The organism is Pseudomonas sp. MWU13-3659 (assembly GCF_023757525.1).
Lineage (GTDB): Bacteria > Pseudomonadota > Gammaproteobacteria > Pseudomonadales > Pseudomonadaceae > Aquipseudomonas > Aquipseudomonas entomophila_E.
This window is the reverse complement of sequence record NZ_JAMSHW010000050.1, coordinates 1-21375: the sequence shown is the minus strand read 5'-3', so window position 1 is coordinate 21375 and position 21375 is coordinate 1. Positions and strand designations below refer to the sequence as shown.

The window sequence follows — 21375 nt, the reverse complement described above, 5'->3', positions numbered from 1 at the left end:
CGTGTTCCCGAAACTGGCCCCGGTGCAGTTCCAGCACGACTCCGGGCTGGTCGCCGACACGCCGATGATCAAGCGCTTCGCCCTGCGCCTAGAAACCCGCACCAGCAGCGTCAGCCGCCGCGACTACGACTTCAAGAAACCGCTGATCCAGCTCGAAGGCGAGGCCGACAGCCACGACGAGCCGGCCCTGGAAGACTACGACTACCCCGGGCGCTTCCTCGACCGCCCCCGTGGCAAGCACCTGGCCAACCGTGCCCTGGAACGCCACCGCAGCGACTACCGTCAGGCTAGCGGCGACAGTGACCAGCCACTGCTGGCCAGCGGGCACTTCCTGACCCTGGCCAACCACCCCAACGCCGCCTGGAACGACATCTGGCTGCTCACCGAAATCCAGCACCAGGGCCGCCAGCCACAGGTGCTGGAAGAAGCCATCACCAGTGACATCGACCCACGCTTCGATGGTTTCCAGCAGGGCTACCGCAACTTCTTCGTGGTCACCCCGTGGGAGCAGCCGTACCGCCCGTCGCTGAACCACCCGAAACCCAAGGTACTCGGCGAGCAGCGGGCCGTGGTCAGCGGCCCGGCCGGCGAAGAGATCTACTGCGACGAATACGGCCGCATCAAGGTGCAGTTCTTCTGGGACCGCGAAGGCCGCTCGGACGACAAGTCCAGCGTGTGGATGCGCGTGGCGTCGAGCTGGGCCGGGCAGGGCATCGCCGGCCTGCAACTGCCCCGGGTCGGCATGGAAGTGCTGGTCAGCTTCCTCGAAGGTGACCCCGACCAGCCGCTGGTAACCGGCTGCCTGTACCACGGCGTGAACATGCCGCACTACAAGTTGCCCGACCTGAAAACCCTGGCCACCATCAAGAGCAAGGAATACAAGGGCAGCCGCGGCAACGAACTGCGCATCGACGACACCACCAGCGAAATCAGCATCGCCCTGCGCAGTGACCACGGCGCCAGTGCGCTGAACCTGGGCTACCTGACCCACCCGCGCCCGAGTGGCGGCGCGCCCCGTGGCGAAGGCTTCGAGCTGCGCACCGACCGCCACGGCGCCGTGCGCGCTGCTGGCGGCCTGCTGATCACCACCGAACCGCGCCCGAATGAAGCCAAGCACCACAAGGACCTGCCGGAAACCGCCGAACGCCTGGCCACCGCCAGCGAGCAGCAGGACAGCCTGGCGGAACTGGCCAAGCAGATGCAGGCCCAGGAACCGGGCGACCAGGACGCCGTGGCCAAGGACCTGCACAAGCAGCATATGGGCATCCTCGGCAGCGGCCCGGGCGACCTCACGAAAAACGAGTTCGCCGAATTCACCCAGCCGCACCTCGTGGTGTCGAGCCCGGCCGGTATCGCCCTGACCACCCCTGGCCCGAACCACCTCACCAGCGGCAGCCACCTGGCGCTGAGCAGTACCGGGCACACCAGCATGTCGATCGGCAAACGCCTGCTGGCCAGCGCCAGCCAGGGCATGCGCCTGTTCGTCCAAAGCCTCGGCCTCCGTCTGGTCGCCGCCTCGGGCGATATCGATTTCCGAGCGCTGAAGGACAACATCAACCTGCTGGCCAAGCTGGACATCACCGCCAACGCCGACCGCATCATCCTCAAGGCCAAGACCGAGCTGGTGGTGCAGGGCGGCGGCAGCGCGACGACTTACAACGCCGGCGGCATCACCCACGTCACCAGCGCCAACTACACCGCCCACGCCGCGCAGTTCGCCCACATCGGCGCGGCGAGCATGGCCGGCACCTTCCCCGAGCCGCCCAAGCCCGGCAAGGGCGCGCTGGAGCTGTTCAACCTGTACGCCAACACCAAGGGCATCAAGGCCGGCGATTACGAAGTCACCGACGCCCTGGGCACGGTGCTCAAGGGCTCGCTGGACGGGCAGGGCTTCAATGCCGTGTCCGGCGCCGCGCCAGGGCCAGCCTTGGCGAAATTCGGCCTCGACACGGCCGACACCTGGAGCCTCGGCAGCTTCGCCAAGGGCCTGCCCTGGCCGAAGCTGGCTGCGAACGAAGAGGGCACACCCTCGATATTCGAGGCGATGCCCGACGCGCTCACCCCCGAGGGCGGCGGCGCGGCGATGGCCAAGGTCAAGCAACTGGCCAGCAGCGGCATGGACGCAGCCAAGACCGGCATGAGCCTGCTCAAGACCGGGCAGAACGCGCTGCAGGGCGTGCAGCAGGTGCAAGGCGCGCTGAAAGGCGGCGTCGCCGGCCTGCCGCAACTGGCCACGGCCGCCTCCAGGGCCTTGGGCGTCACCCGCAAGGCCGGTGCCGCCATGCCGGGTGCCCTGCCCAAACTCCCCGCCTTCAAGCCCCCCAGCCTGAACCCCGTGACTGACCTGATGCCACGCGAGCTGATTTCATGACCGCACAGACCTCCGCAGCAAACGACAACCTCCGTGCCCCGCAGGTGGCCATCACTCCGCTGGCCGAGGTCCAGGTCGAGGACGTCGGCCGTGGCGCCGTGGTGTTCGACACCTGGCTGCGCCAGACCAGCGCCAGCTTCGTCACCCTCGAACGCCTCAAGGGCGTCGCCGGCAACGTGGCCGTGGCCGGCAACAGCATCGCCCTGGTCGATGCCCTGGGGGACATCGTGATCCTGGCCGGCAACAAGGTGCCCGACCCGGTCGCCTGCGCCACCTTCGCCATCAACCTGATCGGCCTGGTCCGTGCGCCCGCCAGCGGCGCGGCGGCGCGCATGGCCCTGCGGCCGATGCTGTTTATCGTGCGCCAGGAAGGCAAGCAGGTGCTTGGCGATGCGCTGATCGAGCTGATGGCCGGCCACCTGAACGCCGACATCGTCGGCAGCCTCGACGACTTCGTCAGCCAGACCGCCGGCCATCTCAAGGCGGCGCTGAGCGACGCCGCCACACTGGGCGAGCAGCTTATCCTCGACATCGCCACCGGCCTGGCCGCGCTGGCGGCGAGTACCGGCCCGGCGCCCGCCACCCCAGCAGCCGCCGCGGGCAACCTGCTGGTCCACGACCCCCAGGCCAGCATCGACAACTACCTGGCCGGCGCCTTCAACGCCTACAAGAGCGCCGGCAAGGGCATGACCAGCGCCAACCTCAGCCCCGCCCTCAGTGCGGCGGCCAAGGCCCAACTGCTCGCCCATATCGCGCAGCTGCGCACATTGGCGCCATTGGTGCGCGGCGCCATCCTCAAGCTGGGCGACGCCGGCAGCCCCGGGTCCATCGAAGCCCTGCGCCTGACCCTGGCCAGCAGCGTTGAGCAATGGCGCCAGCGCAACCCCCAGGTGGTGGTGGCCAACGTCAAGGCCGGCAGCACCAGCAAGGCCCGCCACCAAGTGGCCGAAGGCAAGGTCGAGACCCAGAAGGAGCAGGCGCCCGCGCTGCAGGCCGCCAACCAATGCAAGAACGGCGCCCCGACCGGCACCTGCAACAGCATCGACTTCGCCCTGGGCAGCGAGACCTTGCAGCACACCGACTTCAGCCTACCCGGCCCGTTCCCGGTCAGCTGGACCCGCACCTACCATTCGCGCCTGGCCGCCCTCGACGGCGGCAGCCTCGGCGCCCGCTGGATCACCGCCTTCACCACCTGCATCGACCTGCAGGACGATGGCCTGCTGCTGCACGACATCGACGGCCGCAGCCACGCCTACCCGCTGCCCAAGGTCGGCAAGACCCACTACGACCCGCTGGAGTACCGCGGCCTGACCCGCACCACCGACAGCCAGCTCATCCTCTCGCGTGGGCAGGAGCGCCGCGAGACCTACGAGCGTGTCGGCGAGCGCTTCTACCTGGTGCATATCCGCATGCGCAACGGCGTCGGCGCCACGCTGCATTACGAGCACCTCCACGAAGGCCGCCCGGTGCTGTCGGACATCAACACCTACCAGGACGACGACCCGACCAAGGTGCACCTGCAACTGGGCACGTTGCTCGATGAGCACGGCCATATCCAGGGCCTGTGGCAGGTGGTCGACGGCAAGCCGTTGCGCCAGCTGTGCGCCTATCACTACGACGGCCACGGCGACCTGATCGCCGCCCAGGATGAACACGGCGCCGCCTGGCAGTACCAGTACCAGCACCACCTGATCACCCGCTACACCGACCGCACCGGCCGCGGCCAGCACCTCGAATGGGATGGCAGCGGCCCCCATGCCCGGGCGATCCGCGAATGGGCCGACGACGGCAGCTTCGAAACCCGCCTGGCCTGGGACACGCACATCCGCCTGACCACCGTGACCGACGCCCATGGCGGGCAGACCCGCCACTACTACGACGCCGAGGGCTACACCTACCGCATCCAGCATGCCGACGGGCGCTCGGAGTGGCTGTTCCGCGACACCCGCAAGAACGTCATCCGCCACCTGCACGCCGACGGCAGCCAGGACCGCTACGTCTACGATGAACGCAGCAACCGCCTGCAGCACATCCGCGCCGACCACAGCGTGGTGCACTACGCCTACGACGACCAGGACCAGCTGATCAAGCTTCTCGACGCTGAGGGCGGCCTGTGGTTGCGCGACTACGACGCCGTCGGCAACCTGGTCGAGACGGTCGACCCGCTGGGCAACAAGACCGAGTTTGCCTACACCTCCACCGGGCAGCTCAAGGCGATCAAGGACGCCAACGGCAACGAGAAAAAGCTGGCGTACAACGCCGCCGGGCAGTTGCTCGAATACACCGACTGTTCCGGTAAGAGCAGCCAGTGGGCCTACGATGAGTTCGGCAGGCTGGTGCAGGCCACCAACGCCATGGGCGAGCAGATCCAGTACGCCTACAAGGCCGGGCAGTTGGCCAAGGTCACCCACCCGGACCAGACCGAAGAACGCTTCGAGCGCGATGCCGAAGGGCGGTTGCTGGCCCATGTCGATGCGTTGGATCGGTGTACGACGTGGAGCTATACCCCTGCGGGGTTGCTGGCCGAGCGTGTCGATGCAGATGAACATTCCGTGCGTTATCGCTGGGATAAGCTTGGCCGCCTGACAAGGCTCGAAAACGAGAACGATAGCAAGGTGTTGTTTCTATACGACCCCGTAGGTCGTCTATTGGAAGAGACCAGCTTCGAAGGCTTGGTGACCAGTTACCAATACGATTCCAACACTGGACGTCTGGCGTCGACGCGAGTCGGCCAACGTCGCATAGAGCTTCGTTTCGACCCTATGGGTCGTTTGGCTGAGCGTACAGCCCATCTGCAAGAACACCGACAGACGGAAAGCTTTATCTACGACGGCAACGGGATACTGATCCAGGCGACCAATGCGTCGAGCAGGTTGCAGTGGTTCCATGACGAAGCGGGCAACCTTACCCGTGAGCACCAGCACTATTTGGCCACCGGTACACCGATGGTTGCGGTGTGGCAGCACGAGTACGACGCACTCAACCAGCGTACCGCTACCATCCGCCCGGACGGCCACAAGGTCAGCTGGCTGACCTACGGCAGCGGCCATTTGCTTGGCATGACGCTTGACCAGCACGAGATGCTGGCCTACGAGCGCGATGACTTGCACCGCGAGATTGTGCGACATCAAGGCAACCAGTTGATGCAGACCCAGGCCTGGGATCTCGCCGGACGTCTGCAGGAGCAACTGCTGGGCAGCCATGACGGTCAATCCTTGCTGCTTAAGCGCCAGTACCGATTTGACGCTGCTGATCAATTGACGGGCCTGCACGATTCCCGTCGAGGTCAACAGGATTATCAATACGATCCGGTCGGGCGTTTGCTACAGGCGTCCAGCCGTTTCGGCGTGGAAACTTTTGCTTTCGATCCGGCGAGCAATCTGCTCGATAACAAGAGCCGAGAATTGGATCGTCCGCTGGAAGCCGATCCACGTTGCAATAAGCTGATGGACAACCTGCTGCGCGAGTACGTCGGGACTCATTACAAGTACGACGAGCGTGGCAACCTGATTCATCGCCTGCACAACGGCACACACGCTACTTTCACTTGGGACCTGTTCGATCGGCTGACGAGCTACAACGACGACCAGCTCAAGGTCGATTACAGCTACGACGCTTTGGGGCGTCGCCTGCATAAGCATTCGGTGGCGCACTTCTGGGACCGCCCCGAAGCCGGTACTGGCTGGAACCAGCTGCAACGCGCCAAGCGCCAGCGTGATCTCGGCTGCGGCTTCACCTTGTTCGGTTGGGATGGCGACACCCTGGCCTGGGAAAGCTCACCACCACGGGATGAGGGCGACACTGGTCGCACCGTACATTACCTTTACGAACCCGGCAGCTTTGTACCGGTTGCCCAAGCCCTGCGCAAAAGCCCGATCCGCCTGCACAAGCAGCCAGACTGGAGCTTGCGCGAATACGATTTCGACCAAGACCCGCTGTGGCACACCGAGGTAAAACCACAGCTGTTCGATGCCATTGCCTGGTACCAATGTGACCACCTTGGTACGCCGATGGAAATGACCGATGAACAGGGCAATGTTGCCTGGGTGGGGCAGTACCGGGCTTGGGGGGAAGTACGTGAAGAGCGCTCAGAGAGAGCCATGCTACAGGGCTTTGCGAACCCGATTCGTTTCCAAGGGCAGTACCACGATGCGGAGAACGGGCTGCACTACAATCGCTTCCGGTATCGTGATCCGAAAACTGGGCGCTATGTTTCAAGGGACCCTTCAGGTTTGAGGGGTGGACTGAATACATATAGTTACGCTTCCGGGAACCCGTTGCGTTATGTCGACCCCTTGGGATTGAATCCGGTTGTCGGATGTGCGGCAGGTTCCTGGGCCGGGCCAGTCGGGTGTGGTGCAGGAGCATTGATAGGGACGCTTGCAGGTGCTGTTGCGGTAGGGGCAGTTCTTAGCACTTCAGGAGACACCGCCAAGTCAGAGGATGCAAGCCGTGACTCGATTGGACGCAAAATCAGCCCATTGAGTGTTGATATGCCCCCGCCTGGAAACTGTGAGCCTGGAGAGCATAGAAAACTGCAAGATGAGGTAAACGCTTGGTGTAAAGGAGGCAAGCGGACTTGCAGGTCGGTTACTGATCCTGTTCTGGCGTCAGAGTTGCGAGAGGTCAATTTGCAGTGTGCGATGGCCCGAGAGGCTGTCAATAATCGTTGTTTCGCCGGTGGTGATTCGACACATAGAGAACAAGCTATCCAGGCATGGGAGGGAGTAGCATTATGCGAGTCCAAGATACGTTAAAGGCGAGGCAGGCCAGTATCCGTAAAGTGGTTGAAACAGCCTTCAAGAAAGAGAATCCACCTGAAGCTAGTGAAATCATATCTTCCCCGCATTTGGAACCTTTGCAGATTAGGGACTACTTCGCTGGAAAGAGATGGTGGGATATTACTTTTCAGGGGCTATTTGATGATTATATAGGTGATTCGTCTGCTTGCCTGACATTCATGGCCCCAGCGGGTGTTGAATACTATCTGCCAGCCTATCTGCTGATGGCGGTTGAACATTATTATGATGGGGGTATTATTACGGAGGACCTTGCTTATAGGTTGAAGAGGTCGATAATGAGGGAGGATTTATATCGTATGAGCTTATATAGTGTTGAAAAAAAGAAAGCAATTGTTGAGGTTTTGGTTTTTCTTTTGAAGGAGTACGGTGACGAGGAAGCGTTGGAGGCGATGAGGGCTGTTGCTATGCATTGGGGAAGTGACTATATAAAGGCGGGCGGCCAAGAGTTAGGGTGACGAGAAAAGGTGGGGATTTATTTTTTAATTGTTGCATGCGCGGGGCCGAAGGGGCCGCGTAGCTCAGGCAATGTCGGCTGAATAGCGCAGTCTAATTCGATTGGTTATCCAGCCTGGGAACTGAGGAGCACTAGTCGTTTATGGACGGTCCTCGAATCACAGGAAATGGTGTCGATCAGGTGAGGTGGGGTGGGTCGAAGTTAGAGTGAAAACATAAATCTGTCCCATTTTTTAAGGACTAATTTTTGTCTAGGGGATCTGGTGAAGTGGTTTCTTGTGTTGATGGCGATAAAAAATCCGTTAAGGCTTGGGTGGGGATGGCTCGATGCGAGCGTTTAACTCGTTGAGTCAGGCGCAGCTAGAAGTTCGCTTGGGCGTGGAGCGTGCGTTTGGAAAGAAAATGCCTCCGGAATCTAGTGAAATAATAAGTTCAAAATGCATAGAGCCAGTAATGGTGCGGGAGTTTTTCAAGGGTAGATGTTGGTGGAGCATCACGCTGCAAATGCTGCGGGCTGATTACTCTGGTGATGGCTCTGCTTGCTTGTCGTTCATGTCGCCTAAAGGCAGAAATTATTACTTGCCTGCTTATTTGCTAATTGCTTCTGAGTGCTACTGGGAGGGAGGTGATATATCGCTGGAGTTTCCTTCTAGACTTCTTATGTATGCTCAGGATGATCACGTATATAAAATGTCAATGTTGACGAGTGGGGAGATGAAAGCGGTGGCTGATGTTTTGCGTTTTTTAGTGGCTGCGTACGATGATGAAGATGCGCAAGAGGCGTTGGACTGTTTGTGGAAGGACTACTGATAGCCGGTTCTAAATGGCTAGGCTCCAAAGTGTATGTCGTCGAAAGGACGCTATTGCGGCATGGAATGGAGTGGCATTATGCGAGAAAAAGATTCGTTAATATCTAGGCGGGAGAACATTCGGGATGAGGTTGAAAAAGCCTTTAAGAAAGAGGGGGCTCCAGATGCCAGTCAAATAGTCGCCTCCCTCCTTCCGGAACCTCTGCAGATCAGGGCTTTTTTTGCTGGGAAGCAATGGTGGGATCTTACGCTGGAGGGGTTCTGTCATGACTACATAGGGGACGCGTCGGCATGTCTGACTTTTATGACGCCTCTCGGTATTGACTACTATCTTCCGGCGTATTTGCTAATGGCGGTCGAGCGATACGAGGAGGGTGATGTTTTAACGCAATCCTTGGCCTATAGATTAAGCTTATACATTAGCAAGGATGCTACGTATAGACTGAGCTTTCTAAATATTGAGAAGCAAAAAGCAATCGCAAGCGTTCTGCAATTTTTGTGGGATGGGTACGAAGATGAAGGTGCGGCAGAAGCGATTGAGGATTTTTGGGGGGGTTTCTTGAGGGGTAAATAGTAATTGGTTTATAACGGCCTCTGCTTAAGGGACTTGAGTCGCTGTTTGAGTCCGCCGGCAAGGGCAAGAAAGGGGGTAAATTTATTTTCACTGCTCTAACGTAGAGAGAATATACCTGTTCACTTTTTTCAGAGTTCTACCTAAGGATGGGGTGGGGCAGGTACAGAATTGGAGTGGCCATTGAGTCCGAATGTTTTTGTTTCGGTTGAACCTCGAGTCTGTGTATGTGTGATGATCTTGGTAGATTAGCGTATTTGATATTTGGGCTTTCATTTTTCTGGATTGGCTTATCTGCTCTGTATGCTAATTCGTACTGTAAGAAAAATGGTGTGAATATGAATACGTTTCCTGGTTTGTTTGAGTTGTATCGAAGGGTCTTTCGGTTTGAAAGCAAGAGGCTTTCGGTTGTGATTTTGTTGGCTATTTTGGGCGGTGCGGCCCTGGCTGTAGGAATGAGTTTTTTAATTTCTTATGCCAGGAGTATTGGTTGCGTTATAAATATAAGGACCTGAAGGGTTGTGGTGGTGCGAGACAATGATTTGTTGGGCTCAAGGAAGAGAGCGGTTAGGGCGATGGTTGAGGCCGCCTTCAGGAAAGAGTCAGCGCCCAGTGCGGGTCATATAGTGGATTCTGTATATCCGGAGCCGATGCAGATCAGAGAATATTTTTCAGGAAAAGATTGGTGGGTTCTCACGTTAAAGGGTCTTTATGATGATTACGTTGGGGACCCATCGGCTTGTCTGACCTTCATGACGTCCCTTGGTATGAAGTATTATCTTCCAGCATATCTTTTGCTGGCTGTTGAGAATTACTACGAGGGTGATGTCTTGACGTTGGAGTTGTCGTCAAGGATGCGTACATATGTTCGCGAGGATGATATGTATGGACTGAGCGCTTTGAATGACGAGCAGAAAAAGGCTGTGGCAGCAGCGATGAGATTCATTTGGCAGGAATACGGAGATGAGGAGGCTGAGGAAGCTCTGGAAATCCTAGGGCAGTGTTGGGGGAAGAAATTTAGCTGTTGATTCTGCAATTGATTCTTAAGGGTGATGGTTGTGTGTGATTATATATATTGCTTTAAGGAGTTTTCGTTTTATTTTTTTATGGTTAGCGGGGCGTTGTTGGTTTTTTATTCTGCCTCGTATGCGAGGCGTAAGGGGATAGATTTCAATTCGTTTCTTGGGGTGTTGGAGGTCTATGGGCATATTTTTCGATTTGAGGATAGAAGGTTCTCTTTGACTTTTTTGTTGGTGATGGGGGTTAATGTTTGTATTTGGGTGATGGCCATAGTGCTCTGCCATTGGGGTAGGGCTAACGGTTGCGCACTGTAGATGCTATGTCAGGCTTGGGTTTTAGGTTGATTATGTGGTGAACGTATTTTCTCTGGGTTGTGAAGACTCTGTTAGCGATTCCGTCAGTTGCGATATATGTATTTGTCTGCTTCTTGGTATCGCATGCAGATGGCCTGGCGGGGCTTGAGATTTTCAGGCGTGTGATATTGGTTACAGGCTTGATTCCGCTCTGCTCGTGGTGGGCGGTTGAATGCGAAGGTTGCGTCGGTGCTGTTCGAAATCGCCAGTATGGGAGTGTAGTGTTATGCAAGGAAAAACGATTAACAGACGGCTGCTCAGTATCCGACGAGAGGTGGAGGCTGCCTTTGGTAAGGCAGAGCCGCCAGAAGCTGATCAGGTTGTAAAATCTCGGTATCCGGAACCATTACAGATCCGTGATTACTTTGCAGGAAAGCGCTGGTGGGAGCTTAGCCTGAAAGATTTTCGTGAAAACTATGTTGGGGATGAATCCGCTTGCCTTAGTTTTATGGCGCCTGCAGGCATAAAATATTATTTGCCTGCTTACCTGTTGATGGCGACGGAGAGTTACTATGAGGGCGATATCTTAACTCAAATGTTGTCATGGAGCATGCAGGGTTATGTGAAATATGATTCGCACTATGAGTTGAGCTCATTGAGCCTGCCACAGAAAAACGCCGTCGCCAGCGTGATGAGTTTTATCTGGGAAGCGTATGACGACGAGGATGCGCAGGCCGTTTTGGAGATCATAGCGGAATACTGGCAGATCTCTCCCAAGACAGAATGAAGGTCGAGGAGGGATCTCTGCGCTCGATCTCCAAGGTGCGCATGCGTTACACCGGACGGCAAGGCAACAGGTGGGTATGTGTCTTGCCATCGACAATCTCTTCACTGACCAGCCTGCCCACCACCGCCGCCAGCGTCACGCCTGGGTGCATCACGCATAGGTAAACCCCCGACACCCCGGGCACATAGCCAATCAGCGGAATACCGTCTTTGGGCATCGGTCGCCAGCCAACGCATGCCGTTTCAAGTTCAAGGCCGCTCAAGCCTTCGAGTTCGCCGCGAATGGCTTCGGCCGTGCGCCGTGCCACCACCGCTGGCTGATGCTCCGGGCCATCGCCAAGATAATCCTCGGCCGCCAACAGCCAACCTTCCGCCCCTTGCCTGACTTCCATGGCCGCGTTCGAAATGATGCCGCGCACCAGCCCGGGCCGGGCGCGGTAGCGGATGAAGAGGGCAGGAGAGGGCTCGATGGCAAGTGGCACCCCCAGCGCACCTGCCAGCGCCGCGCAGCCACTGCCGGCAGCCAGCACCACCCGATCGGCTGCGATGGGGCCTTGGGAGGTGTTCACGCCCGACAGGGTGTCGCGGTCGAACCTCATACCGAGCACCTGGGTCTGCGTCAGCACCGTGGCGCCATGGGCCTTGGCGCCTGCGATCAGTGCATGGGTTACGGCCACGGCGTCCAGCGCGCCTTCCTGCGGCGCATGCATGGCTTGCTCGGGCGGATGCCGGAGGTTGGGCTCCAGGTCGCGGATCCGTTGCCGGGAAACCACCACTGTGGACGAGGTGTCCGGCTCAGCAAGAGAAGGCTGCGCGTAGCACAACGAGCCCGTCCAGCGCACGGCCAGGCCAGGCAGCTCGCGCTCGAGGCGGCGGTAGTCATCGATCGCAGCATTGCGCAGCGGCGCGACGGCTTCGGGCCCGGCGGCGCAGGTGTTGATCCAGGCAAACGAACGGCCGGTTACGCCCGAGGCGATCTCGCCGGCCTCCACCACCGTCACCCGTGCCCCTTTGCGGGCCAGGTGATAGGCGATTGACGCACCGACAATGCCGGCACCCACCACGATCACCCGCATGCCGTCACCTTGGCTCATCGCAACCTCCTGTTCGTCGAGGCGCCGATCATACCTCGGGAAGGCATGCACCCTGTGCTCTCTCTGCGGACTCACTCGATTGAATTATGTCGGCTCGATCCGCCGTTGATCCCGAAGATGGCATAACGCAATTGGATAGGTTGATGTTTGCGCATGCGAAGCATTAACATTCACGCCCTCATTTAATTCCACCTGTCAGGATCCCCACGATGGCGTCGCGCTTCCCGTCCCGCCCAGCCCTGCTGGCGCTCTGCTGTTCCGTCACCTTGATGGCGCAGGCCGCCGAGCCGATCCAGCTCGAGGCCACCGACGTCAACGCCGACGCCGTCAAACCCACCCCGAACGCATTGCCCGAAGCCTTCGCCGGTGGCCAGGTCGCCCGTGGCGGGCAGATGGGCGTGCTGGGCAACCAGGACAACATGGACGTGCCGTTCACCTTGACCAGCTACACCTCGAAGCTGATCGAGGACCAGCAGGCCGAGGACATCGGCGATGTGCTGGCCAACGATCCGTCGGTGCGCGAGTCGTATGGTTTCGGCAACCAGTCCAAGGTCTTCGTGATCCGTGGCCTGCCACTGGCGGGCGACGACATTGCCTTCAATGGCCTGTACGGGATCCTGCCGCGCCAGATCATGTCCACCGACGGGGTGGAGCGCGTGGAAGTGTTCAAGGGCCCCAATGCCTTCCTCAACGGCGCGAGCCCGACCGGCACCGGCCTGGGCGGCAACGTCAACTTGCAGCCCAAGCGCGCCGGCGACACCCCCACCCGCCGCTACACCCAGGACATCAGCAGCGACGGGCGCATCGGCGAGCACCTGGACATCGGCCAGCGCTTTGGTGAGGACAACCGCTTCGGCGCGCGCCTGAACCTCAGCCAGCGCGAAGGCGAAACCGCCGTCGACGACCAGGACCAACGCACCAAGCTGTTCGTCGCCGGCCTGGACTACCGCGGCGACGATTTCCGCCTGTCCACCGACTTCGGCTACCAGAAGCAGCGCATCAACCACCTGCGCAACTCCGTGCGCCCCGGCACCGCCACCAAGGTGCCCACCGCGCCGGACGCCAGCCACAACTACGGCCAGGACTGGACCTACAGCGAGTCGGAAGACACCTTCGGCATGGTCCGTGGCGAATGGGACCTGAACGAAAGCTGGACCGCCTACCTCGCCGGTGGCGCCCGCCACACCCGCGAGCACGGCACCTACGGCACGCCGGTGCTGGTGGGCAACAGCGGCACGGCCACCCTTGGTGGTTCGGATATCGTCCACGGCGAAGACAACACCAGCTTCAGCGCCGGCCTCAACGGCCGCCTGCAGACCGGCCCGGTCAGCCACCAGATCGCCCTGGGCGCCAACACGATGTGGACCCAGGCGGAAAACGCCTACACTTTCTATCGCTCGACCACTGGCAACACCAATATCTACAACACCGGCAAGTTGCCCCGGCCTACCGATGTCAGCATGACCGGCGGCGACATGGGCGACCCCGGCGTCACCGGGAAAACCCGCAACCGCAGCATCGCGCTGTCCGACACGCTGGGCCTGTTCGATGACCGCCTGTTGCTGACCTACGGCGTACGCCGCCAGCAATTGCGCGTAGAGAACTACACCTATGACGGCACGACCCTCAACGGTGTCGCCAACCCGGCCAACGACGGCAGCCGCAACGGCCCGGCCTATGTCAAAAGTGTCACCACGCCGGTCTACGGCATCGTGTTCAAGGCCACCGACAGCGTCTCGCTGTACGCCAACCGCATCGAAGGCCTGGCCCAGGGCCCGACCGCGCCGACCAATGTGGTGAACGCCGGCGAGATGTTCCCGCCAGGGCGCACCAAGCAGCTCGAGGCCGGCATCAAGCTCGACAAGCAGACCTACGGCGCCAACCTCGCCGTGTTCCGTATCGAGAAACCGTCGGACGGCTACACCCTCGGCAACCGCTTCATCCGCGATGGCGAGCAGGTCAACAAAGGCATCGAGCTGAGCGTGTTCGGCGAGCCCATCGACGGCCTGCGCCTGATGGCCGGCGGCACGCGCATGACCTCGGAGCAGAAGAAGACCCTCAACGGCACCAACGACGGCAACCACGCCATCGGCGTGCCGACCTTCCAGCTCAATGCCAGCGTGGATTGGGATGTGCCGGGCGTGCCGGGCCTGGCGCTCAATGCCCGCATGCTGCGCACCGGCGGCCAGTTCGTCGATGCCGCCAACAACCTCAGCTTGCCAACCTGGAACCGCTTCGACGCCGGCGCCCGCTACAAGCTGAAGGTGGCCGAGAAGGACCTGACCTTGCGGGTGAACGTGGAGAACCTCACCGACAAGAACTACTGGGCCTCGGCCAACGGCGGCTACATGACCCAGGGCGATCCGCGGTTGGTGAAGTTCTCGGGCACTATCGATTTCTGACGTGGCCTTACCCGATGGAGCGGCCGTGCGACGACCCTGTGGGGCTCGCACGGCAGACCGCTATCGCCCCTGAGCCGCCGCGGCAGCTTGTTTGTCGAAACCCTGTTCCAGTTCGAGTCCGTATTGAAACATCGCCATGTCCATGATCCGCGCGGTGGGGTATTGCAGCCCAAGGCGTCCGGTTTCTAGGGGCAGGGGAGGAACGGCGAGTTCCTCGACCAGTTCCGCCAACGCGGCAAGGCCTTTGCCACTGGCATTGGTGATGGAGGAGCGGCGAGGGAACAGATCGCGACATGCCGCGATATAGAAACGATCGAGCGCTGGGCACTCACCCCATACGCCCATCAGGATCTTGGTCTTGAGAGTGTTCGTCCAGGAGACGTTGGTCGCCAAGGACTCCATGGAGCCCAGCACGGAATCCAGCAGTTTCTGATGTTGGGCTCGATGTGGGTTGTCAGGCCCGAAGTCTTCCAGCGAGAGCTCCAGCAACTTGGCTCCCTGGCCTTCGAAGAGCAGCTTGGCCAAGGCCTTCATCAGGTCCAGGTTGCTGTTCTGCAGCAGCCCCGAGGAGCCCCGGAACATCCCCCAGTTCGCCAGGTAGAAACCGATGTGCAGCGCGGTCGTCTCCAGTTGCGTCTTGGACGTCAGGTCGGACCAGGAGGTTCGGGAATCGTCCCAGATGTACTCGTAGAGGAATTCCCAGGCTTTGAGCCTTGGATAAAGATTGCCTGGCGCCGGTTGGATGTTGCTGTAGTAGGCCTTGGCGTAGTGATGCACATCGAAAGTCATGGGGCAACATCCTGTCGCGATTTTGGAAGTGGCATTCTAATGGCGCATGGTTCGCTAGTCGACGGTTGCGGCAGGCTCGGACAACCCGTGATTCGTAGTGCCGCTGTCAGGGGAGTCAGATGTTCGATCCGTAGTGAAACCACATTGATGTGTTGACTGCACTGGCCCCTTCGCCGGTAAGCCGGCTCCTACCAGTACGGCTTGGCGTTTATGGGGTACCTGTAGGAGCGGGTTTACCCGCGAACACCGGCGACGCCGGTGCCATACACAATGTGGCCCGCTTCGTGTCACTCGGGCCGCTGCTGTACATCGTGGTCAAGGGGCTGTCGGGTAGGCGCGGGGCATGAAGAACCGGGTAAACAACTCAGACTGCGACTTGATATTCAGCTTGGCGTAAATGTTGCGGCGGTGAACTTTGATCGTCTCCGCCGAGAGCGCAAGCTTCCCGGCTATCTCTTTGTTGGAGAACCCGCTCAACAGCAGCCTGAGCACATCGCTTTCCCGCGTCGTCAACTGCGCACCCAGCTGGGCCAGCGTTTCTTGCCGTGGCGGTGGCTCGGCAAGACTTTTCTCGGCATCGCTTTCAAAGCACATGCGCTGGTGCATCAAGGCCGTCACCCAGGGCTTGATGATGTCGAGAATGGTGATTTGCTCTTGGGTGAAACGCACCTTGCTGCCGATGGAAATGCACAGCGTCCGGTCGGCGTCGAGCTGCACGTTGTACTGCGCTTCATCCACCGAGATGTACTGGGCGAAGTACTGGTGGTAGTACTCGGTCTCGAGAAAGTACTCCGGCGCGATATCCAGCAGGTGGAAGAAACCGCCCTGGGGGTTCTCTCGATTGGCGATGTAGAACGGGTCCAGCAGATACAACTCCGTCACATAGCGATGGATGAACGCATCCACCTCTTCTGCGTCCGCCACTTCAGGCAGGCTGACCACTTCCACGTGCTGGCTGCCGAAAATCAACACCACCCAGTTGTCGATCTGCACGTACTCATTCAACACCCGCACCAGCGAACTCCAGAACTCCGGCCGGTTCAGTTGCATGATCAGCTTGCCGATCGTTCGGTGCCACGCCAGTCCATGGAGGTCGAACGGCATTTTCTACCCCTTTTGGGTTAAGGATGCGTAGGCCGGAGGTAAGTATTTCGAGGTATTTACTCTCCGGGCGTGCCCGGTATAGTCGGTGCCAAGGCTTGGGATGGCCATGAGACAACAATCGTCTGGACAAGGATGTTGCATGAGAACCTCACGTTTGCGAACCCTTTTTTCGGCCTCGCTGCTCTGCGCGGCAGTCAGCACCTCGGTGGCGGCCGCCGAGCCCGGGGTGCATCTGTACAACTGGTTCGGGTTGCTGGCGCCGGAGACCCCGAAGGCCTTCGAGCAGGAAACCGGCACCCGCGTGCACATGGACGCGTTCGACAGCGCCGACATCATGCAGAGCAAGGTCATGGCCGGGCGCACCGGGTATGACGTGGTGGTGGCAACCTCCAACGTGTTGCCCACGCTGATCGCGGCTGGGGTGCTCCAGCCGCTGGACCGTGCGCAGTTGGGGAACCTTGCACATATCGACCCGGACATCCTCGCCCAGCTGGCGGTCAACGATCCTGGCAACCGCTACGCGGTGCCCTACCTGTGGGGCACCACTGGCATCGGCTACGACGTCGACAAGGTCAAGGCGGCATTGGGTGACCAGGCGCCGGTGAACAGCTGGGACCTGATCTTCAAGGAAGAGAACATCAGCAAGCTGAAGTCGTGTGGCGTGGCGATGCTCGACTCGCCCAGCGAGATCATCTCGATTGCCTTGAACTACCTGGGGCTGCCCAGCAACAGCACCAACCCGGCGGACTACCAGAAGGCGCAAGACCTGCTGATGAAAATCCGCCCGTACGTGCTGTATTTCGACTCGTCGCGCATCGACACCGACATGGCCGACGGCAATATCTGTGCGGTGGTGGGTTGGGCCAACGGCGCCCTGGCCGCGCAGGCGATCAACGAGAAGAACAACACCGGGCGCCGGATCACCTACAGCCTGCCTCGCGAAGGCGCGCTGGTGTGGTCGGAAAACCTGGTACTGCTCAAGGATGCGCCCCATCCCAAGGCAGGCCTGGCGTTCATCAACTACATGATGCGCCCGGAAGTGATCGCCAAGACCTCGAACCACACGCTGTACCCCAACGCCAACAAGGACGCCACCCAGTTCGTCGAACAGGCGCTGCGGGACAACCCCTGGATTTATCCCGACAAGAAGACGGTTGCCACGCTGATTCCGCTCGAGCCACTGCCGTTGAAACTCGAACGAATCCGCACCCGGGTCTGGACCAAAGTGAAAAGTGGCGTTTGACCTGACCTGAAGTTTCGCCTGCAGCCCGATGCCTGCCTCCGTGCTCATGGAGGCAGTGGCTTCGTGCGCGTCATCCTTGGCTTATGTAGAGAGGGAACAGCGGATGTTCAGCCCAACTCGGCAGACCCACTTCAGCTTGACCATCGACGGTGTCGAACATGGACTCCACGTGCTCGCGTTCAGCGGCGAAGAGGCCATCAGCAGGCCGTACTTCTTCAATGTGGAACTGGTCGGCGAACCGGCTGACCTGGACCTCGACAGCCTGATCGACCGCGAGGCTTTCCTGGCCTTCGACGCCCAGGGCAACGGTGTACACGGGCGCGTCTACCACGTTGCCCAATGCGGTGATGAGCCACGCTACAAGTTGGCCCTGGTGCCGCAGTTGTCCTACCTGCGCCATCGCATCAACCAACGGATCTATCAACGGCTATCGGCGCCGGAAATCGTTGCCTTGATATTGGAAGAGCACGGGATAGTGGGCGACGCCTATCGGCTTGAGCTACGGGCAAACTACCGCGCGCGCGATATCTGCACCCAGTACGACGAAACAGACCTGCATTTCGTCCAGCGCCTGTGCGAAGAAGAGGGTATCCACTTCCACTTTCAACACAGTGCGCGGGGGCATGTGCTGGTGCTGGGCGATCATCAGTCGGCCTTTACCAGAAGTGGCATCCCAACCGCCTACAGGCAAGCGCCCGACAGCGTCGCCGACGAGCCGGTGATCAAACACCTGATGGAGCGTCATCATGCGGCTTGTCGGCGAACGGAAGGGCACAGTGACCAGCCGCGCTTGGCCAGTGGTCATGTGCTGGAAATCACGGGCCATCCGCACAACGCGTGGAATGCTCCCTGGTTGCTGACTCAGGTTATCCATGAAGGGCGGCAGCCACCGTTGTCTGGTGAACACCTCGCCACTGGCAACGAAGGCGATTTTTATCAGGGTTACCGTAACCGCTTCACGGGCTATGCGTGGCACGCGAGCTACCGTCCGCCGTTGGCTCACAGGAAACCCCAGGTGCCCGGCAATCAGACGGCGGTGGTCGTTGCCGTGGAGGATGAGGCGGTTCGGAGTGATCGGCGCCTGGCTAGGGTCAAGGTTGAGTTCCCCTGGGACCGCGAAGAGCGAGTGGGTGACACGCGCAGTTGCTGGCTGCGGTTGGTCTCCGACTGGCATTGCGAGAGCATGCCGCCTCGGAAGGGAATGGAGGTCAGGGTGACTTTTCTTGAGGGCGATCCCGATCAGCCGCTGATCAGTGGTTGCGTGTGCTGCAGCTGTCAGGGGCGGGGTTTAGATGGAATTATTCAGGGCCAATAATTATTGGCCTGGAATAATTCCGTATAAACCCATGGCCGACATTTTCCTGCGTCCCGATCTGGCGGCCGACATGGAGCTTAGGAAGGTCGACCCCCTGGGCGTGCTAGCCTAAGCGATTCTGCGCCCGGATCGCCTCGGAGGCGGGCAAATGCGGGTGTCCGTCTTGGATATAGGAATTCGCAAATGAAGATTGCCGCTCGACAGGGTGTGATTACTGTCGTTGACGAGCCCACCTACACGTTCGAGTCCACGGACAATTTGCGGTCATATGCGCGGGAAGTCATCGTCGGCGATGACGGCCTGTCATCGGCTCATGGCGTGATGCTGAACGACATCGGCATAGTGGTGGTCGGAGCCGGCGGCGGGGCAGGGGTACATGCACATTCGGCGCTGGTGATCGACGAAAAGCTGGTGCTGGCCGTGGGCAACCAGGTTGCCTGCGTGTCGCTGATCCCTCCCCATGACCTGCTTTGGTCACGCAAGGTGGATCTGGCGACGTGTTTCGGTCTCTATTGGGCAGCACAGCAGCGTGTATTGATTTCGCACGGCGAGCTGGAAATCACCTGCCTGTCCCCGGAGGGCGACGTCATCTGGAAAGCCATGGGTGCCGATATCTTCACCGGAGGCTTTCAACTGGCGCCTGAGCATGTGGAAGTCGTGGATTTCTACGGCACCGCCTACTGTTTTGATGTCGCCACCGGGGAAGCTGCAACGCGTGGCGACCAGGAAGGCGAGCCCTTTGTTGCGGCAGGGTGACTGTGGCTACTGCCCGACACATGCCTTGATCAGCCGACTGTGCTCACTTATCGCATGGTTGAAGTCGCTTAGTTTGAAGCTCACCGGTTTGCTGTCTGGATACCAGTGCATGGAAGCACCCACTTCCAGCCCGCCGGTGGCGCTGTGCCCGAACCGCCGCCAGTGCACGGTGTCGCCGTCGATCACCTGTTCGGTCATCAGCGCGAAGCAGTCAAAATTCATGTCGTCGCTGCATACCAGCAGCGGTACCAGGGTGGAGGTGCCATCCTCGGCGGGGAGGATGCGGCGGTTGGCCAGGGCGTCCTCCTCCTCGTCCAGCAGCCACATCAGCGCCAGGCCATGGCGTTCGAGGTCGGGAAAGGCCAGGTGTTGGGCCAGCCACACCTCGATCGGCACATCATCGATGGCCAACCAGGCACAGGTGCTGCGGGAAAAACAGGCTTTGTGGCAGATGGCGGTGATGCGGTGGTGCATGGGGCTTCCCTGGCGTGGTGTGAAGCGGTCGTGATACAGGAAATACTTGCTGATGCCAATGTCATCGTCGAATGGCCTGGCACGTTCACGCCTGGCGTGTCCGCGATCAACGGCAGAGCCGGTGCCAGAGACTGCGATGCTAGAACGAAAACCATGCATGCTTACGCTGAGTGCAACTGAACGGACTCACTCGTAACCCATTTTCATGTCCTGGGCTTGGGCTGCCAGCTCATCCATCGCGGTCCGGCTGATCTTGCCACGCTTGTCCTTGTAGGCAATCAGGTCGGAGAACGTGATTGCCCGTTCACCTTCAGCGCTGGTATGGGGGATTGCTCCTTCATCCAGCAGCTTTGCCAGATGTTCGCAAGAAACGTTGAGCGCGTTGGCCGCTTGCGTCATGGTCAGCGTGGACTTTTCCATGACAATGGTGCGCTCTTCACCATGGAATTCATCACGAAACTTCCGATATCCCAACCGTGCGTAGAAGCCTTGGGCCGTGATGGACGAAGGAACGCGCAGTGCCGTGACACCAGTCCTGATCGCCGCTGCATGGATGGCCTCCATCAGCTGTCTGCCAATACCTGTCCCATGATGGATGGGCGCGACAAACACTCTCCTGACAACGTCGCCATCGAGGCTTGCCGTCCCCAACAGATTGTTCTGGATGACCGCCACGAACACCACTCGGCTATCGAGTAATGCACTGACCGCCGCAGGTGAAAAGCTCTGTTCTACTTGGGTGATCACTTCTGCCGGGTAATCCTGCGAGTTGGATTCACGCAGTGCCGCGATCACGATGCGGCTGATGGCTTCTGCGTCTTCGCGCTTAGCGCGGCGGACATAACATTCCATGGACGCCTCCCTCTGCTCCAAGGCGTATCGCAATCCCCTGTAGGAGCGGCCTTGTGCCGCGAAAGGGCCGCAAAGCGGCCCCAGATCTCCGCATCATGCACCATTGCCGGGGGCTGCTACGCAGCCCTTTCGCGGCACAAGGCCGCTCCTACAGAGCCCGCATGTGCCTAGAGGTCAGTGCTTCATCCCCAACTCCGCATCATCCATCAGCGCCTTGGCCAGCGCGCTCAGGTAATACGAT

Annotated in this window: 15 protein-coding genes and 1 pseudogene; 11 read left to right on the top strand and 5 right to left on the bottom strand. The window is 59.8% G+C overall.

Annotated elements, in window-relative coordinates; all coding sequences use genetic code 11:
• From NGM28_RS27430 to NGM28_RS27400, 7 genes are all read left to right on the top strand, one after another.
• The coding region (locus NGM28_RS27430; protein ID WP_252092412.1) for a type VI secretion system tip protein VgrG at positions 1-2371 on the top strand (2371 nt) is incomplete at its 5' end.
• The gene (locus tag NGM28_RS27425; RefSeq protein ID WP_252092411.1) at positions 2368-7128 is read left to right on the top strand and encodes an RHS repeat-associated core domain-containing protein; all 4761 of its coding nucleotides are present in this window, start codon (positions 2368-2370) and stop codon (positions 7126-7128) included. The genes NGM28_RS27430 and NGM28_RS27425, both read left to right, overlap by 4 nt.
• Positions 7107-7628, top strand: coding sequence for a DUF6714 family protein (locus tag NGM28_RS27420; protein ID WP_252092410.1), 522 nt, complete (start codon positions 7107-7109; stop codon positions 7626-7628). The genes NGM28_RS27425 and NGM28_RS27420 overlap by 22 nt, the downstream gene beginning before the upstream one ends.
• Before the next feature lie 325 nt (positions 7629-7953).
• A complete protein-coding gene (locus NGM28_RS27415; RefSeq protein ID WP_240066430.1) occupies positions 7954-8436 on the top strand; it encodes a DUF6714 family protein in 483 nt (160 codons plus the stop codon).
• Positions 8437-8514: 78 nt separating this feature from the next.
• Positions 8515-9009, top strand: a complete 495-nt coding sequence (locus tag NGM28_RS27410) for a DUF6714 family protein (RefSeq protein WP_252092409.1) — start codon at positions 8515-8517, stop codon at positions 9007-9009.
• 524 nt (positions 9010-9533) lie between these two features.
• Positions 9534-10034 carry a DUF6714 family protein gene (locus NGM28_RS27405; protein ID WP_252092408.1) on the top strand — a complete coding sequence of 167 codons (501 nt, stop codon included), beginning with the start codon at positions 9534-9536 and terminating at the stop codon, positions 10032-10034.
• 571 nt (positions 10035-10605) lie between these two features.
• A complete protein-coding gene (locus NGM28_RS27400; protein ID WP_252092407.1) occupies positions 10606-11106 on the top strand; it encodes a DUF6714 family protein in 501 nt (166 codons plus the stop codon).
• A gap of 46 nt (positions 11107-11152) precedes the next feature.
• Here the strand turns inward: NGM28_RS27400 and NGM28_RS27395 are convergent, their stop codons facing one another.
• A complete protein-coding gene (locus NGM28_RS27395; RefSeq protein ID WP_252092406.1) occupies positions 11153-12199 on the bottom strand; it encodes an NAD(P)/FAD-dependent oxidoreductase in 1047 nt (348 codons plus the stop codon).
• Positions 12200-12408: 209 nt separating this feature from the next.
• Between NGM28_RS27395 and NGM28_RS27390 the strand changes: the two genes are divergently transcribed.
• Positions 12409-14601, top strand: coding sequence for a TonB-dependent receptor (locus tag NGM28_RS27390; RefSeq protein ID WP_240066425.1), 2193 nt, complete (start codon positions 12409-12411; stop codon positions 14599-14601).
• 60 nt (positions 14602-14661) lie between these two features.
• Here the strand turns inward: NGM28_RS27390 and NGM28_RS27385 are convergent, their stop codons facing one another.
• Together NGM28_RS27385 and NGM28_RS27380 are read right to left on the bottom strand one after the other, a co-directional pair.
• Positions 14662-15390 (bottom strand): hypothetical protein, encoded by a 729-nt coding sequence (locus NGM28_RS27385; protein WP_252092405.1) that lies wholly within the window; start codon positions 15388-15390, stop codon positions 14662-14664.
• A gap of 315 nt (positions 15391-15705) precedes the next feature.
• Positions 15706-16494, bottom strand: a complete 789-nt coding sequence (locus tag NGM28_RS27380; RefSeq protein ID WP_252092404.1) for a helix-turn-helix transcriptional regulator — start codon at positions 16492-16494, stop codon at positions 15706-15708.
• 139 nt (positions 16495-16633) lie between these two features.
• Here NGM28_RS27380 and NGM28_RS27375 point away from each other — a divergent pair, with 139 nt between their 5' ends.
• The 3 genes from NGM28_RS27375 (at position 16634) to NGM28_RS27365 (ending at position 19808) form a co-directional block, all read left to right on the top strand.
• A complete protein-coding gene (locus NGM28_RS27375) occupies positions 16634-17737 on the top strand; it encodes a polyamine ABC transporter substrate-binding protein (RefSeq protein WP_252092403.1) in 1104 nt (367 codons plus the stop codon).
• A 103-nt stretch (positions 17738-17840) separates the two neighbouring features.
• Positions 17841-19052, top strand: coding sequence for a contractile injection system protein, VgrG/Pvc8 family (locus NGM28_RS27370; protein WP_252092402.1), 1212 nt, complete (start codon positions 17841-17843; stop codon positions 19050-19052).
• A gap of 183 nt (positions 19053-19235) precedes the next feature.
• Positions 19236-19808 carry a hypothetical protein gene (locus NGM28_RS27365; protein ID WP_252092401.1) on the top strand — a complete coding sequence of 191 codons (573 nt, stop codon included), beginning with the start codon at positions 19236-19238 and terminating at the stop codon, positions 19806-19808.
• Between the two features lie 6 nt (positions 19809-19814).
• On the opposite strand, the gene NGM28_RS27360 is transcribed toward NGM28_RS27365, so the two are convergent.
• Together NGM28_RS27360 and NGM28_RS27355 are read right to left on the bottom strand one after the other, a co-directional pair.
• The gene (locus NGM28_RS27360) at positions 19815-20282 is read right to left on the bottom strand and encodes a hypothetical protein (RefSeq protein WP_252092400.1); all 468 of its coding nucleotides are present in this window, start codon (positions 20280-20282) and stop codon (positions 19815-19817) included.
• A gap of 411 nt (positions 20283-20693) precedes the next feature.
• Positions 20694-21134 (bottom strand): annotated as a pseudogene (locus tag NGM28_RS27355) (GNAT family N-acetyltransferase); the annotation flags it as partial.
• Positions 21135-21375 lie beyond the last annotated feature (241 nt).